Source organism: Hafnia sp. HMSC23F03 (assembly GCF_001816025.1).
Taxonomy (GTDB): Bacteria; Pseudomonadota; Gammaproteobacteria; order Enterobacterales; family Enterobacteriaceae; genus Hafnia; species Hafnia paralvei.
Window position 1 is genome coordinate 42700 of the sequence record NZ_KV824188.1, and the last position, 16247, is coordinate 58946.

At 47.0% G+C, this 16247-nt stretch carries 13 protein-coding genes; 2 read left to right on the top strand and 11 right to left on the bottom strand.

Features of this window, described 5'->3' with window-relative positions; genetic code table 11:
- Window positions 1–80: 80 nt before the first annotated feature.
- The 11 genes from hupB to HMPREF3091_RS01410 all read right to left on the bottom strand — a co-directional run bounded on the left by hupB (window position 81) and on the right by HMPREF3091_RS01410 (window position 14000).
- Window positions 81–353, bottom strand: a complete 273-nt coding sequence (hupB, locus tag HMPREF3091_RS01360) for a nucleoid-associated protein HU-beta (protein WP_008814266.1) — start codon at window positions 351–353, stop codon at window positions 81–83.
- 218 nt (window positions 354–571) lie between these two features.
- The gene (gene lon / locus HMPREF3091_RS01365) at window positions 572–2926 is read right to left on the bottom strand and encodes an endopeptidase La (protein ID WP_070713558.1); all 2355 of its coding nucleotides are present in this window, start codon (window positions 2924–2926) and stop codon (window positions 572–574) included.
- Window positions 2927–3116: 190 nt separating this feature from the next.
- Window positions 3117–4388, bottom strand: a complete 1272-nt coding sequence (clpX, locus tag HMPREF3091_RS01370; RefSeq protein WP_004091713.1) for an ATP-dependent protease ATP-binding subunit ClpX — start codon at window positions 4386–4388, stop codon at window positions 3117–3119.
- 283 nt (window positions 4389–4671) lie between these two features.
- Complete coding sequence (clpP, locus tag HMPREF3091_RS01375) at window positions 4672–5292, bottom strand: ATP-dependent Clp endopeptidase proteolytic subunit ClpP (RefSeq protein WP_004091711.1); 621 nt, start codon at window positions 5290–5292, stop codon at window positions 4672–4674.
- 224 nt (window positions 5293–5516) lie between these two features.
- Window positions 5517–6821: a trigger factor gene (tig, locus tag HMPREF3091_RS01380; RefSeq protein ID WP_004091710.1), complete on the bottom strand. Its 1305-nt coding sequence runs from the start codon at window positions 6819–6821 to the stop codon at window positions 5517–5519.
- Between the two features lie 512 nt (window positions 6822–7333).
- Complete coding sequence (bolA, locus tag HMPREF3091_RS01385; RefSeq protein ID WP_004091708.1) at window positions 7334–7663, bottom strand: transcriptional regulator BolA; 330 nt, start codon at window positions 7661–7663, stop codon at window positions 7334–7336.
- A gap of 196 nt (window positions 7664–7859) precedes the next feature.
- The gene (locus HMPREF3091_RS01390; RefSeq protein ID WP_070713560.1) at window positions 7860–8975 is read right to left on the bottom strand and encodes a glycoside hydrolase 5 family protein; all 1116 of its coding nucleotides are present in this window, start codon (window positions 8973–8975) and stop codon (window positions 7860–7862) included.
- A gap of 64 nt (window positions 8976–9039) precedes the next feature.
- Complete coding sequence (locus HMPREF3091_RS01395; RefSeq protein WP_070713563.1) at window positions 9040–10599, bottom strand: MFS transporter; 1560 nt, start codon at window positions 10597–10599, stop codon at window positions 9040–9042.
- A 102-nt stretch (window positions 10600–10701) separates the two neighbouring features.
- Window positions 10702–11724, bottom strand: coding sequence for a Gfo/Idh/MocA family protein (locus HMPREF3091_RS01400; protein ID WP_070713565.1), 1023 nt, complete (start codon window positions 11722–11724; stop codon window positions 10702–10704).
- Between the two features lie 12 nt (window positions 11725–11736).
- Complete coding sequence (locus tag HMPREF3091_RS01405) at window positions 11737–12810, bottom strand: Gfo/Idh/MocA family protein (RefSeq protein WP_070713567.1); 1074 nt, start codon at window positions 12808–12810, stop codon at window positions 11737–11739.
- Entirely contained in the window at window positions 12807–14000 is a 1194-nt protein-coding gene (locus HMPREF3091_RS01410; protein ID WP_070713570.1) for a Gfo/Idh/MocA family protein, read from the bottom strand. Before HMPREF3091_RS01410 ends, HMPREF3091_RS01405 begins: the two co-directional genes overlap by 4 nt.
- Before the next feature lie 347 nt (window positions 14001–14347).
- On the opposite strand from HMPREF3091_RS01410, the gene HMPREF3091_RS01415 reads away from it, so the two are divergent.
- Together HMPREF3091_RS01415 and HMPREF3091_RS01420 are read left to right on the top strand one after the other, a co-directional pair.
- The gene (locus HMPREF3091_RS01415) at window positions 14348–15418 is read left to right on the top strand and encodes a LacI family DNA-binding transcriptional regulator (RefSeq protein WP_070713574.1); all 1071 of its coding nucleotides are present in this window, start codon (window positions 14348–14350) and stop codon (window positions 15416–15418) included.
- 203 nt (window positions 15419–15621) lie between these two features.
- Entirely contained in the window at window positions 15622–16200 is a 579-nt protein-coding gene (locus HMPREF3091_RS01420) for a lipoprotein (protein WP_035503091.1), read from the top strand.
- Window positions 16201–16247 lie beyond the last annotated feature (47 nt).

Genomic DNA, 16247 nt, shown 5'->3' on the forward strand with positions numbered 1-16247 from the left:
TCAGTCTAATGTTTCACTGTTTGCACTCACGCGGAGTCATAACATACAAACAAATTCAGATGGTTGAGCCTGACGCACAATTAATTAACTGCGTCTTTCAGTGCCTTGCCAGCACGGAAACCAGGAACTTTTGCAGCAGGAATGCTGATTTCTTTACCGGTCTGAGGGTTACGACCAGTACGTGCAGAACGTTCACGCACGTCAAAAGTACCAAAACCGACCAGAGCAACAGAATCACCGCTCTGCAAAGACTCAGTAACAGACGCAATAATCGCATCTAATGCACGGCCAGCAGCCGCTTTAGAAATATCTGCACCTTCGGCAATCTTATCGACCAGTTGTGACTTATTCACTCTTTCATCCCCTATAGAAATCTTATGCCGTACTGGAATATTGTCCTTTGGGTACGGCTGCGCAGCAGTTATATCAATCCTGTCAGTTCATGGCAAGACACATCAGATGCGGCTTTTCCTAATTTGACAGGGTTCTAAGTTAGCTGCACAAAAAAATGCTGGCAAGTCCGAAATGGGCTGCCAGCATAGGTTTTATCAGAGGTTTTTGCGATATATCACTATTTCGCGGTGACCACTTCCATTCCAAACGGTGAATTTTGCAGCACCAAGGCTAAAACTTCATCAATTCGTTTTACCGGATGGATATCCAGATCGGCCAAGACGTTGTCTGGAATCTCTTCCAAATCACGTTTGTTCTCATCTGGGATCAGTACCGTTTTAATTCCGCCACGGTGCGCAGCCAGCAGTTTTTCTTTCAATCCACCGATAGGGAGCACTAAACCACGCAGCGTAATTTCACCCGTCATGGCAACATCAGCGCGAACTGGATTACCTGTCAGGCATGAAACCAGCGCGGTGCACATGGCAATACCGGCACTTGGACCGTCCTTCGGCGTAGCACCTTCAGGTACGTGAACGTGAATATCGCGTTTTTCATAGAAATCAGGGTTAATGCCTAATTTCTCCGCGCGAGCACGCACTACGGTCAGCGCAGCCTGAATAGACTCCTGCATAACCTCACCTAAAGAACCGGTGTAAGTCAGCTTACCTTTGCCCGGCACACAGGCCGTTTCAATGGTCAGCAGATCACCACCCACTTCAGTCCACGCCAAGCCGGTTACCTGACCTACGCGATTTTCACTATCCGCACGGCCATAGTCGTATCGCTGTACGCCAAGGAAATCCTTCAGGTTGTCGCCGTTGATCTCAATGTGCTTGACGGATTTATCCATCAGCAGATTTTTCACTGCTTTACGGCACAGTTTCGAGATTTCACGTTCCAGACTACGCACGCCCGCTTCACGGGTGTAATAGCGAATAATGCCGCTAATTGCGCTGTCATCAACCGTCAACTCACCTTTCTTCAGCGCGTTGCGCTCTAACTGTTTTGGCAACAAATGCTGCTTGGCAATGTTAAGTTTTTCATCTTCGGTGTAACCCGACAGACGAATCACTTCCATACGATCCAGCAACGGCGCAGGAATGTTCATGGAGTTTGAGGTCGCCACAAACATTACGTCGGACAGATCGTAATCCACTTCCAGATAGTGGTCGTTGAATGCGATATTCTGCTCAGGATCCAGAACCTCCAGCAGCGCTGAAGCCGGATCGCCACGCATGTCAGACGACATTTTGTCGATCTCATCGAGCAGGAACAGCGGGTTTTTCACCCCGACTTTTGCCATCTTCTGGATCAGTTTACCCGGCATAGAGCCGATGTACGTGCGGCGGTGACCACGGATTTCCGCTTCATCACGCACGCCCCCCAGCGCCATACGGACGTATTGACGACCTGTGGCACGAGCGATTGACTGACCCAGAGAGGTTTTACCTACCCCTGGAGGCCCAACCAGACACAAGATTGGCCCTTTAATTTTGCTTACGCGGCTCTGGACGGCTAAATATTCCAGAATACGGTCTTTAACACGCTCCAAGCCATAATGGTCGGTGTCCAGAATCTCCTGCGCTTTGTTGAGGTCTTTTTTGACCTTACTGCGCGCATTCCAAGGAACCTGAATCATCCAGTCGATATAGCCACGAACCACCGTTGCTTCAGCAGACATCGGCGACATCATCTTCAGCTTTTGCAGTTCCGCTTCGGTTTTTTCGCGCGCATCTTTCGGCATTTTCGCCGCTTCGATTTTGCGCTTCAGCGCTTCGAATTCGTCTGGCGTATCATCCATTTCGCCCAGCTCTTTCTGAATAGCTTTCATTTGCTCATTCAGATAGTACTCACGCTGGCTCTTTTCCATCTGCTTTTTAACGCGGTTACGAATGCGTTTTTCAACCTGCAGCAGATCGATTTCAGACTCCATCATCGCCATCAGATATTCCAGACGCTCAGTGACGTCTGACATTTCCAAAACAGCCTGCTTGTCGTTTAACTTCAACGGCATGTGGGCGGCAATGGTATCTGCCAGCTTGGCCGCATCGTCAATACTGTTGAGCGATGTCAGCACTTCTGGTGGGATCTTTTTATTCAGTTTGATATAGCCTTCAAACTGATTAATGGCTGTGCGAACCAGAACTTCCTGCTCGCGTTCATCCATTTCTGGAATTTCTAAATATTCGGCCTGTGCAGCAAAATGTTCACCACTGTCTGATAGCGTGGTGATTCGCGCGCGCTGAAGACCTTCGACCAGAACCTTTACGGTGCCGTCAGGCAATTTCAGCATCTGTAAAATAGAGGCAACGGTACCTACAGAGAAAAGGTCATTTACTCCAGGTTCATCCGTCGACGCTTCCTTCTGTGCGACCAGCAGGATCTTCTTGTCGTGATCCATTGCGGCTTCTAGGCACCGGATAGACTTTTCTCGGCCTACGAACAATGGAATCACCATGTGCGGATAAACCACCACATCGCGCAGAGGCAATACGGGGATTTCTATGCGTTCGGAACGCTCAGGATTCATAGAGCTCTCTCTTAGTTTAGCTTCCGCCAGGTTATGGGAATCTTACAACCCGTTTTACGTTGTTGCTTCACCCAGTTTGTATCTGAGTATATGGGGATGTTTACCAGGGATTCAACGCAAACAACAACAGAAAAAAAAATGGGAGATAAAATCCCCCATTTTATTGATAACCCATCAGTTTACTGGCTAATTATTCGCCAGAAGCTTGTGCTTCCGGTTTGCCATAAATCAGCATTGGCTCCGCCTGACCCTCGATGACATTTTCGTCAACGACGACTTTATCGACGTTTTCCATTGAGGGTAAGTCGTACATCGTTTCCAGCAGAGCGGCTTCAACGATGGAACGCAAACCACGCGCACCTGTTTTACGTGCCATTGCTTTCTTAGCAATCGCCGTCAGGGCTTCGTCGCGGAATTCCAGATCCACACCTTCCAGATTAAACAATGCCTGATACTGCTTGGTCAGGGCATTTTTTGGCTCTTTCAGGATCTGAATCAGTGCGTCTTCGCTCAGCTCACGCAGCGTAGCAACAACAGGTAGGCGGCCGATGAACTCAGGGATCAGACCAAACTTGATCAGATCTTCTGGTTCAGCTTGAGCCAACAGCTCACCTTCGGTGGCTTTCTCAGACAAAGCCTTAACCGTTGCACCAAAGCCGATACCAGTACCGGTATTTACACGCTGGCCAATCACTTTATCTAAGCCTGCGAAAGCACCACCGCAGATAAACAGAATCTTGGAGGTATCAACCTGCAAGAACTCCTGCTGTGGATGCTTACGGCCGCCCTGAGGTGGAACCGCAGCGATAGTGCCTTCAATCAGTTTCAGCAAAGCCTGCTGTACGCCTTCGCCGGATACGTCACGGGTAATCGATGGATTATCCGACTTACGAGAAATCTTATCGATTTCGTCGATATAGACAATACCGCGCTGGGCTTTCTGTACGTCGTAATCACATTTCTGCAGCAGTTTCTGGATGATATTTTCAACATCTTCACCCACATAACCTGCTTCGGTCAAGGTGGTAGCATCGGCCATCGTGAATGGCACATCCAAGAAGCGAGCCAGCGTTTCAGCCAACAGTGTTTTACCGCTACCGGTTGGACCGATCAGCAAAATGTTACTTTTGCCAAGTTCAACACCGTTGCTGGTATCACCATTGCGCAGACGTTTGTAGTGGTTATATACCGCTACCGCCAACACTTTTTTCGCCTGTTCCTGCCCGATAACGTAATCATCTAAATGGTTACGAATTTCGTGCGGCGTTGGCAAAGCATTGCGCTCACGATGTGGAGCGACTTCTTTAATCTCTTCGCGAATGATGTCATTACACAGATCGACACACTCGTCGCAGATATACACTGACGGCCCGGCGATCAGCTTACGAACTTCATGCTGGCTTTTGCCGCAAAAAGAACAGTACAGCAGCTTGCCTGAACCGTCTTTGCGCTTATCTGTCATCAGTAAACCTCTTTCATTAAGTATCTGTCCCGTCGAATCGGTCGCCAATGGCTAACCCTATCAACGGCAGTGCGACCAATCTGCGCAAAACGACCTTTCAGCATAGGCCATACAACCCATTGGTACGATGCAAAGCATCACCCGACGCTTTATATTCACTATAGTATATCGGCAACCGACCCGATGTTGATAGTTACGCTACCCATCAGTGGCAAACCGAAATATCGCTATGTGAACCGAGGGTTGGATAGGCGACGCCATTCAAGGCCGTAGTCTGACACAATCAGCCGCGGTGAGTCATTACCGAATCGACCAAACCGTATTCTACAGCTTCGTCTGCTGACAAGAAGCGGTCACGTTCGGTATCACGCTCAATTTCTTCGAGCGGTTTACCTGAATGTTTAGCCATCAGCTCATTCATGCGAGCCTTAACTTTCAGGATTTCTTTCGCGTGGATTTCAATATCCGTCGCCTGCCCCTGGAAACCACCCAGCGGTTGGTGAATCATCACGCGCGAATTTGGCAGACAGAAGCGTTTGCCCTTGGCACCTGCGGTCAGCAGGAACGCGCCCATGGAACATGCTTGCCCCATGCAGATGGTGCTTACGTCAGGTTTGATAAACTGCATAGTGTCATAAATAGACATCCCTGCAGTGATGACGCCGCCCGGTGAGTTGATATATAGATGAATATCTTTCTCTGGGTTTTCCGCTTCAAGGAACAGCATCTGAGCCACGATCAGATTTGCCATGTGATCTTCAACCTGACCAGTCAGGAAGATGATTCGCTCTTTCAACAGACGGGAAAAAATATCGTATGAACGTTCGCCACGCGAAGTCTGTTCAACAACCATTGGCACTAAAGCCATGTGCGGTGCTAAATCACGCTCGCCACTGTATGACATTAACCGTCTCCTATAGAAATCACTTTGGCATTATTTGCTTTGATTCTACTGTAGATAAACTATGTTGACCATGCTCAACTGCCTGTGTCTGCTGTTATAGGTTAGACACTTGCACAATATTTGGGGACGGTACACAAAGAAATAAACCTTTTCCCATAAAAAAACCTTCGCTCTAGAGCGAAGGTTTTTATAACTTCAGAACGGATTAACCATTCAAAGCAACATTACGCAGCCTGAGTTTGGTTCATCAGATCGCTGAAGTTGGTCGCTTTTTCAGACACTTTAGCGCTAGCCAGCAGTGCTTCAACAGCTTGTTCTTCCAGAGCAACATTACGCATGTTGTTCATCAGCTCTTTGTTTTTGCTGTAGAACTCGATCACTTCTTTTGGATCTTCGTATGCAGAAGCCATCTCTTCGATCAGCGCTTTAACGCGATCTTCGTCAGCCTTCAGCTCTTTCTTAGCGATAACTTCGCCCAGCAGCAGACCAACAACAACACGACGCTTAGCCTGCTCTTCGAACAGTTCACGTGGCAGTTCCAGAGCTTGTTTCTCGTTGCCACCGAAACGCTGTGCAGCCTGACGACGCAGAACGTCAACTTCACCGTCAATCAGTGCCGCTGGAACGTCGATGTCGTTCGCTTTAACCAGACCGTCGATAACCTGAGACTTGATACGGTTACGTACCGCGCCTTTCAGTTCGCGTTCCATGTTTTTACGCACTTCAGCTTTCAGACCGTCCAGAGAACCATCTGCAACGCCGAAACGTTTGATGAATTCTTCAGTGAATTCTGGCAGTTCACGCTCTTCAACTTTCTTCAGAACGATATCGAACTTCGCTGCTTTCCCTTTCAGGTTTTCAGCGTGGTAGTCTTCTGGGAAGGTGACGTCGATAACGAACTCTTCACCGGCTTTATGACCCAGAATGCCTTCTTCGAAGCCTGGGATCATACGGCCCTGGCCCATTGCCAGAACGAAATCAGAGGCTTTGCCGCCTTCGAAAACTTCGCCGTCGATAGAACCGGTGAAGTCTACGGTTACGCGGTCTTCAGCTTCTACTGCACGTTCGGTAGCAGCCCAAGTTGCCTGCTGCTTACGCAGAGTATCCAGCATTGCATCAACGTCAGCGTCGGTAACTTCAACAACTGGTTTTTCAACTTCGATGCTTTCCAGATCTTTCAGTTCGATTTCTGGGTAAACTTCGAATTCAACTGCGAAAGAGAAATCTTCGCCCAGTTTGTACTCGCCCGGTACATATTTAGGCGCGCCAGCTGGATTCAGTTTTTCTTTGATGATCGCGTCAACGAAGTTGCGCTGCATCAGATCACCCAGAACGTCCTGACGAACAGATGCGCCATAACGCTGAGAGATAATGTGCATTGGCACTTTACCTTTACGGAAGCCGTCGATACGTGCTTTTTTAGCCACGTTGACCAGCTCACTGTTTACTGCTTTTTCAATGCTGTCGGCTGCAACAGTAATGTTTACGCGGCGGCCAAGGCCTTCGGTGGTTTCAACAGAAACTTGCATCTTATACCTCAAAAAATCACAGTGCTCGGTCAACTCCAGAAGCCATTTTCAACGAAGAAAACCTGACTTCACAGAACCGGGACGGCCGCTTTCACCAGAACCGTGTTCCCTGTTTATCCCTTCTTACCTGAAGCCGCTGCTGTATTGCCTGCAACTTCAAGTCGTTTGGGCATAGAAGCGTCCCGAATACATTCAGGAAAAAATAGACGCGACATTATAGCGATGCATGAGCAATGAGTCGAGAACCGCACACCAAGTGTCCGCGGCGTGATTCACAGTTTCGAGCGATACCTTTGCCATTTCGGCTATAGCTCACACCGCTTTAGCCCCATAACAAAGACGATATGTCATGCAATCGCCTGCGCATCTAATCATAAAACTCGCTACGCAAAAAGAAACGGCCTCAAGGGCCGTTTCTCATCGAACACGCTATTAATACAGCAAAAACGGTCAAGAGTTCCACCTTCGTGGTAATTTACTTGCCTTTTCGCCGCCTATTTAAGCAAGTTAGCTTAGGCTAAGGTGCCAGCACCACGACAGGGCGGTGATGCTGGAACCGTATCTTGTAACGCTTCCCACTCTTTGTGCGTATAGGTATGCAGGGCCAGCGCATGAACACCATCGGCCAGCTCTTCTGAGAGCACGCCATAGATTGAACGATGGCGAGTCAGAAAGCGCTCACCTTGGAAACGATCGCTGACTAACACCACTTTAAAGTGACTTTCAGAACCTGCCGGTACGTTATGACGATAACTTTCATCAACCACCTCAAGATAGAAAGGTTCAAACGCGGCGCGTAACTTTGCTTCTATCTGTTCTCTCATCATAAGAAATCCCCTCATACTGCATCAGCCTACGTCGGCAGAAAAAACCTGGCGCTTAACAGGCTATATTCTCAAAAGATGAGCTATGACGCACCAATGAGAAACATACCTTAATGTTAATTGTAGCTTTTTCCTAGCAACCAACGACGATAAGTTACATATTTATCTTTTCTGAAACAGGGGATTTTACGCAAACGGGCGTAATACATCCTTTCTAGTCGTTTTTTCTCATATCGGTTTCTAATGCCTGCATCTGATTGCTATGCATGAAGCGTGAAACCAGCGCCATTTCAGACTGTCGAAACGGTATGCCATGAACATCAAATACATCATGGAACCAAAGATGGGCATAGTCTTTACGGCGCTTAACGATACTTGGCCAAGGCAGCGTGGTCTGCGTTTTCCCAGCCACTAATCCCCAGTGATAACACGCGATATTATGCGTTCGCATTAAAGGAAGCTGTTCTTCAAAAGTGCTACCCACGTGTCGCGCTAGCCATTCGGTGCAAAACAGAGGTCTGCCAAACGAGTTAAGCTGATTTATTAGACCAACCATATCAGGCGTTCCAACATAGGCATGAAAACTAATCACGTCAGACTGTGCTAATGCCTCCTGATCTATCGGATGCTGGTAGGCATTCGCGAAGCGAGAACTAGGCTCGGGAATATGCCACGCCCCCGCGGTCAATGGCTGAATCGGATTCGCTTCTCTCGCCCATTGAAAAGCCTGCCGCAGCAAATCCAGCGCGAAAACCTCCAATTTTTCCGCATACAAAGCCTCATCGGCTCCACTGATGAAGATTCCTCGATTTCCCGGTTCGTTATAAAGATCCCAGAGCAGAATGCGTCCATCGGCACGAAACGTCGTGATGACGTCGTGAATATAACGCTCAATGCTGCTCCTCGCGGACAGGTTGCACACGGTGTCGCGTCCGGGACTCGCCACTGCGCGGCTGTTGTGTACGCCAGGAATAGGCGCCTCTTGCACACCCAGATGGGGTTGATCGCCTGAAAATCCACAGTCATCCATTAATGTAAGCATCACCTGCATACCATGTTTTTGCGCCACCGAGAGGAAAGCATCGATACGAGCGAAGAGTCCTTCTCTATCGTGCAACCAAACAATAAAAGGCAAATTCACACGCAGCGTATTGTAGCCAACATCTTCGGCCCAGCCGAGTTCTTCATCAATCGTCGCTATATCAAAAGTTTCAGCCTGCCATAGCTCGTTCCAATTAACCGCCGTGCGGGGTAGATAATTGAATCCACATAGCCATCCTTGCCGTTGGTACCAAGCGTTGGCTTCTTCTTTACTCCACTGTGCTCTCATGCACTTACCCTCTCTGCGATATGCCAATAGTTAACCTAATCTGGACGTTTCATGACTGACACGTTCAAGAGGGATCGTTGCGGTACGAAACGGATGATAAGCTATCTCTATCACACATCTTATCCATCCCGCCCCACACTTTGTCATACTCATATCCAGTGAGATCTTTGATCACCTGACGCGAACGGGGATCGCAATCATCCAAACGTCCGCCCAGTTTGAGACGAGCGACTTCTTTAATCAGTATCTTGTGAGTATCACGAGTGAGCTTAAATCGGTATGTGATATAAAAACTAATGGCCAACAGCGCTCCAGTACCAAAAATCATTAAACCAACAATGGCATGAACTGCGCTAATCGGCTGCTCACCGCTGCCTTTTACAAATCCACTTTCCTGCAACACAATACCAATCAACATAATGGCGAGTGCGACGGTGCTTTTTCGGGTTAAAACCATCACACCCGCAAAAATACCTTCACGACGTTTTTTAGTGATAATTTCGTCAACATCAGGAATAAAGCTATAAATATTCCAAGGAATATAATATAGCCCGGCACGAGCCATACCGAAAATAACGAAAACACCCAAGAACAGCCACACCGAGACCTGTGCTTCAGTCATATAAATATAAAAAAGAAAACACAGAACACCAAAAATACAGCCATAGGATAAGCGTAATGCACCACTCGGTGTCATATTAAATTTTTCGAGCAACATCATAAAACCAAAGGTTCCCGGAACAGAAACAAAGGCGGCTACGGTTAAAAATCCGGAAACAACCGAGACATCCTGCTTTAAACTATAAACAACGTAATAGGTAAATACCGCGCCAAATACATCTAGTGCCGTAAACGAGGAGATATAAATAGCAATATGCTGGCGAAAAATACGAATTTTAAAAGAAGAGAAAAGATCCAACACCAAGCCTTTTATATGATGCCAAAGGTTTCCCGATCCATGTGCCGATACATATTCAGGCTCATCGCTATCACATACATCGCTGGCCTCCCATGTACACCTCCAAGTAATAAAAACCGCCAAGCAAAATACAACGGCAAAAAACATGCCCATATAGGTATACGTCATTGGGTTATCTTTGCCGGTAAAGTGCATAATGACACCCGGTACAGAAACCGCTAACAACCCTCCTAACTGTGAACACATCATGCGCACGCCAGACAAACGAGTTCGCTCGCTGAAGCGATTGGTCATTTCTGCAGAGAGGGTTTCCCATGGCACCAGAACCATGGCCGAAAGCAGTTCAATCGACAAGTAAGTGCCAAGGTAGTACCAATAACTCATATCTGATATCCAAATTAAGGCATACAGGAACATCAGAGGAGAACTGATTAATAAGAAAAAACGCCGACGACCAAATCTTTTACCTAACCATGTATTACCAAAATTATCAGTAATATATCCCATTATTGGGCTTAATAATGCATCAATGACTCGGGCTATAGCAAAAATTGACCCTGCTTCTAATACCGTTAGCCCGCAATAAGTCGTATAAAAAAACAGTAGCCATGTACCTATAACGGCAAATGCGCCACCACCGAATAAATCAGTGACACCATATCCTATTGCAGTACCATAACCGACTCGACGTTCCGTTGGTTTCATTATATAGACCCTGCATATTGTGGTATAAAAAATAGCGTTCCTGCGCGGAGTAAGCCCCACACAATCATTTAAACGGATAATGAATTTTAATATTTAACTATTTTATTCGGCTAAGGTTACCCAACGACGTAACAACGATGACTGATATATAGCATCAACCATCCGCAGTGATATTTCGGCCTGATTAATATCAACGTAGCCAGAGTGGATATTTTCACTTATTGCACGGTAAAAAGATGAAATTGCTTTATTGTGGCTGCTGCCCCAATAACTTTTTTCCATCCCGATAGTTATCTCATCACTAGCGAGCTGAGTATTCTTTCCATCAGCTATTAGCCACAGACTATTTTGGTGCAGCTGCAATATTCCCTTTTCACAGTGAATTTCCAAAAGTAGCGGTGAATCCGTGCTGTAACAATTAGTGGCGTAAAATAGTCCTCGGGCACCATTGCCTAACACCATATTAGCCGTTGCGGTATCTTCAGCTTCCGTTGCCTCTGCGAGAAAGGTGCTATCGACGACGCCCTTAATCGCCTGAACACCGTCCCCAAACCACTGCATCAGATCCAGCGTATGAATGGCCTGATTAATTAGCAGGCTTCCTCCTTCGCGAGCAAATCGCCCACGCCATTCACTTTGTGAGTAATACTCCTCAGAACGCGCCCACGTAAGCATTGCTCGCATACCTATCATTTTGCCAAGCGTCTGCTGTTCAAGCATGGATTTGATCTTCTGACTCGTCGGATTCAGCCTATTCTGGTAGCAGATGCCCAGCAAAACCTTGGATGCTAAGGCAGCCTGTTTGATTTGTTGGATTTCACTCGCGTTTAGCGCTAACGGTTTTTCTGTGAATACATGTTTGCCAGCGGCTAAGGCCGCAATAATAATTTCTCGATGCGAATGATGTGGCGTGCAAATATGCACCACGTCAATCTCCTTATCACACAACATGTCATGATAATGACGGGCATAGAGACAGCCATAGCGAGATGCCAGTTCTTCGCCTTTAGCTTGGTCGAGCTCAACGATGGTGTGTAAATTTCCCTCTGGGTGATGTTTTATCCCCTCTACATGACGTGCATGAATAGAGCCACACCCTACAATAGCCGCGTTGATCCTTTGCATACCGCCTCCAACTTAGGTCAATTGATTCTGATTTGCCCACATTTGCGCCCGTACGCATAGCTCAGCCGCTTTAAACGCATGAGCCTGAGTCATGGCGTTTTCAGTACGATTGAGGCAATCAAGGATTAATTGGCCAAAATATGGGAAACCGACTTGACCGGCGACGGGATAACGGAACTCTCCCGCGTTATTGACCAGATACACCACATCCTGCTCCTGATGAGTGATGTCGACGTATTTACGGATCTCAATGTAGCCCTCTGTTCCCAGCAACGTTAGCCGACCATCACCCCAAGTGGAGAGTCCCTCTGGCGTAAACCAATCACAGCGGAAATAGCCCGTTGCACCATTGCTGCCCACTAGCATGGCGTCGCCAAAATCCTCAAAATGTGGATGTTGTGGGTGGTTGAAGTTTTTTGCCTGAGCGGCGATAACACGGGCATTGTCGTTAGCGGTATAAAATAGAAACTGTTCTATTTGGTGGCTGCCAATATCACATAAAATCCCGCCAAACTGCTTTCTGTCATAGAACCAATCGGGTCGCCCTTCACCTTCACGATGTGGCCCCATCCCTAGCGTTTGTACCACGCGACCAATTGCGCCTTGTTGCACTAACTGTCCAGCAAAGACAGCGCTTTCAACGTGCAGACGCTCGCTGTAATACACCGCATATTTACGCCCAGTTTGCTCTACCTTCTGTTTAGCCACAGCCAACTGCTCAAGGCTGATCAATGGCGCTTTGTCAGTAAAATAGTCTTTCCCAGCATCCATAACCTGCAAGCCAAGCGCACAGCGCTCGGCGGGAATCCCTGCCCCTGCAACCAGCTGAACCTGTTCGTCGGCTAATAAACTCGTAATGGAATCAGCGACTTGAACCTGCGGGTATTGGCTAACAAACTTTTTAACCTTTTCAGGATCGGGATCGTAAACCCATTTCAAAGTTGCTCCGGCCTCAATCAGGCCATTACACATGCCATAGATATGCCCGTGATCGAGCGCCGCCGCGGCGAAAACAAACTCTCCCGGTTGCACGACCGGCTGAGGTTTACCAACCGGCGCATAGTTCATACCATCTTTGTTTTTCATGCCGAAACCTCGCTGCTCATGTCTTTGTCCATATCTTTGCCCAGAGGAATCTCCCCTTCATCGCTGAAGTTTTCTACCGAAGCAGATTTTTCATGAAAATGAGGCGCGAGAGAGATCAAACCACCGGTTTGGTAATAAGGATCATCGGCACCAATAGGTAGGCTGACATAGCTACGCGTGATAGCAGACTTATAGATCGCAGTGATAAGTTCCAACGCGCGTTTGCCCTGCACACCATCCACTAACGGGGCCGTTCCGGTTTCTAGAGCATGCAGGAAATTATCTATTTGCCCAGCATGTAAGGTGTGGGCAAGCTTTGGCACCGACCGATAAAGCGCTTCCAACTGCTTTTCACATTCAGTATCACGCTCTTCAATCGGAAACCCATTCGCCCCCGAAATACTGGCGTACTTATCCCACGGAGCTGAAATTCTAGCCTTCTCACCTTGAATGACGATTTTCTGATCTTCACCATGATGGACAACCGATGCGGTAAGCTGAGTTAATGCGCCAGAGTCATATCTAAAGATTGCGGCAGAAAGATCTTCAACCTCAGCGTTCTCATGCGCCGCGTTGGTGATCATTGATACCACCTCAGAGGGGTATCCTAGCATCCACTGAATGGCATCAACGTGGTGCACGGCATGATTAAGGGTGCAGCCGCCGGCCTCTTTTTCCCAAGTTCCGCGCCACCACAGATCATAATAAGAACGCCCACGCCACCAAAATGAGTCCACCTGCGCATGACAAACCTTTCCTGCCGCACCTGAATCAATGATCGTTTTTAAGCGCCAGAAAGCATCGGTAAAGCGATTTTGCGCAATGATAGAAAGCGTCTTACCGCTGGACTTGGCGGCAGCGATAACGGCATCGCACTCTTGTAATGAAGCTGCCATTGGTTTTTCACAAAGCACATGTTTACCAGCATTAAGAGCATCAATAGCAATCTCTGCGTGGACATATGGCGGCGTACAGATATCAAAAACGTCAATATTCTCATCGCTTAGAATATCTCTATGGCTGCTGTAAACATTAGCATCGTTCAGCCCATATTGGCGTTTTTTCTCTTCTGCCTTTTCAGGGTAAATGTCAACCAGAGCCACAATTTGGCAACGGTCTGCAAATTTTAAATACCCTTGTATATGAGTACGAGAAATACCACCGGTGCCAATAATCGCTATTTTTTGCATTCTGTTACCTCATCATCATTGATAGAATAAAACCACATCACATTCATGGAATTAATGTGTTTGTCGGAATTATTCCCCACATATTAAGTCAGAACCGACATCGTCACGCTTAGTCATCTCCGAATGACGGAGTTGGGATAAACATAATTTGTGTCTTGTTACGAAATTCTTCATTTGAATTTTATTTTTGAGAGAATAGTAATGGCTTCTTTTTCACACAACTGCTATTTATGGGACGAATTGCAGCGTGTAGATTTAGTGAGTGCGACAGAAATAAAACTTCAAAATAGACAATGAGCTAGCCACGAAAATAATCTCATCACTCATATATGGAGTCGATCACAAAAATGACCGGTAAATTAAAAATCAAGCAGTTAGCAGAACTTACCCAACTGTCTACCAGTACCGTGTCTCGCGTATTATCGGGTAAATCAAACGTCAGTCCTCAGGCAAAAGAGAAAGTATTTACGCATGCAAAACTACTGGGTATTTTGCACAACATGCCCGCTGGACGCTTATTAATGAATTCTATATTAGTGTGTGCCCCGGCTAAGGCATTCACGCCTCACGGCGATCGCTATTATTATGAGGTCATTCAAAGCATCGCCTCAGAAATCGAGCATTACGACATCCGGCTCAGTAAATGCAGTTTAGAGGTGAACGGGGCTGATATTTCATCATTTATAAAATTAATCAACAAAGAGGACATTGACGCAATCATAATAATTGGTATCGATGACGCAATGGTATATAAACTCGCATCAGAATCTAATAAACTGGCTATTACGATAAATGCTAAAGATAAAGAAATGCGTTTAGACAGTATTTCGCCAGACCACTATTCCTCGAGTTACAGCGCTGCGACTTATTTATTTCAAAAAGGCCATCGTCCAGTTTTACTGTTTACAGACCTACGCCGAGATACCATGCTGCTACGCCTCGACGGCTTTAAAAGAGCCTGTTTGGATCATCATGTGTTTTTCGACGAGTCAGAGCATCTGCTGGTGAATAAGGGATATGAGGCTGAAGAAGCTAAACTCGCGTTTGAAAAATACCTGCAAAATCGCGCTCGCGAGACGTTACCCTCAGCCATTCTGTGCGGAAGCAACACCATTGCTCAGGCTGTGATTGATGTTTTCGAGCAGCATGGCATTCAGGTGCCAGATGACGTATCCGTCATGAGTCTAGATTTTAATATTGGAATAAAAAAAACTAACTCTCTCGATATTACTTCCGTTTATTTACCCTGTAGAGAGCTTGGTCGTGAGTCCGTGTATATTTTGCAAAGTCGGCTAACTCGCCCTGTTCGAACCGCATTTAACCTACTGTTGCAAAGCCAGTTTTACATCGGGAACTCCGTTGCTGATGTGAATTGGAAACGCAAAGATCTTTATCAGCACTCCCCCAATGACGCTTAAATGAATGAACGAGGACTCTACCATCCTCCCCGCTTCAGAGATTGTTAGCTTTCATAATGCAATAAAATCGTTTTTCAGGGCTTCAACATCTCAACGCCAATGTTATGATGGTGAAAATTTTGTCCATCAAGTCCGTGGCTTCGCCAGTACTCAGGTCGAACACGGCGTCTTCTCACGAAAAAATGGTTATTAACTCGATGAAAATGATCACAAAACTGTTTTTCCCGCTCCTTGCCGTTTTCGCCTTGGCCGGATGCGCAACCAGCACCAATACGCTAGACGTTAATCCGAAGATGGCGTTGCCGCAGCAGGACCCAACCCTGCAAGGCATTACCATCAGCATTAACGGTGCCGATGTTCGTCAGGATAAAGCGCTGGCGAAGGTCAATCGCGACGGTGAGTTAGTCACGCTGACGCCGTCCCGCGATCTGCGCTTCCTGTTACAAGAAGTGTTGGAAAACCAGATGACCAAACGCGGTTATATGGTTGGGCCAAGCGGTTCTGTTGATTTACAAATCGTCGTGAACCAGCTGTATGCAGACGTTAAAGAAGGCAATCTGCGTTACAACATCACCACGAATGCCGATATCTCTATTATCGCTCAAGCCAAAAACGGCAATAAGCAGGTGAAGAACTACCGCTCCGTTTACAACGAACAGGGCGCATTTACTGCATCTAACAGTAAAATCACCAATGCGGTTAACAACGCGATGACGGATATTGTGGCAAACATGGCTCAAGACACCAGCATCAGCGACTTCATTAAAGCGAACGCCCGTTAATTATCCCCATCGTTTTCACCCCGCTCTGCCCTTCTGGGCAGAGCATG

Excerpts from the sequence above, each read along its gene's own strand:
- lon (WP_070713558.1), bottom strand. The coding sequence starts at position 2,926 with ATGAATCCTGAGCGTTCCGAACGCATAGAAATCCCCGTATTGCCTCTG.
- clpX (WP_004091713.1), bottom strand. The coding sequence starts at position 4,388 with ATGACAGATAAGCGCAAAGACGGTTCAGGCAAGCTGCTGTACTGTTCT.
- clpP (WP_004091711.1), bottom strand. The coding sequence starts at position 5,292 with ATGTCATACAGTGGCGAGCGTGATTTAGCACCGCACATGGCTTTAGTG.
- tig (WP_004091710.1), bottom strand. The coding sequence starts at position 6,821 with ATGCAAGTTTCTGTTGAAACCACCGAAGGCCTTGGCCGCCGCGTAAAC.
- bolA (WP_004091708.1), bottom strand. The coding sequence starts at position 7,663 with ATGAGGGGATTTCTTATGATGAGAGAACAGATAGAAGCAAAGTTACGC.
- HMPREF3091_RS01390 (WP_070713560.1), bottom strand. The coding sequence starts at position 8,975 with ATGAGAGCACAGTGGAGTAAAGAAGAAGCCAACGCTTGGTACCAACGG.
- HMPREF3091_RS01395 (WP_070713563.1), bottom strand. The coding sequence starts at position 10,599 with ATGAAACCAACGGAACGTCGAGTCGGTTATGGTACTGCAATAGGATAT.
- HMPREF3091_RS01400 (WP_070713565.1), bottom strand. The coding sequence starts at position 11,724 with ATGCAAAGGATCAACGCGGCTATTGTAGGGTGTGGCTCTATTCATGCA.
- HMPREF3091_RS01405 (WP_070713567.1), bottom strand. The coding sequence starts at position 12,810 with ATGAAAAACAAAGATGGTATGAACTATGCGCCGGTTGGTAAACCTCAG.
- HMPREF3091_RS01410 (WP_070713570.1), bottom strand. The coding sequence starts at position 14,000 with ATGCAAAAAATAGCGATTATTGGCACCGGTGGTATTTCTCGTACTCAT.
- HMPREF3091_RS01415 (WP_070713574.1), top strand. The coding sequence starts at position 14,348 with ATGACCGGTAAATTAAAAATCAAGCAGTTAGCAGAACTTACCCAACTG.
- HMPREF3091_RS01420 (WP_035503091.1), top strand. The coding sequence starts at position 15,622 with ATGATCACAAAACTGTTTTTCCCGCTCCTTGCCGTTTTCGCCTTGGCC.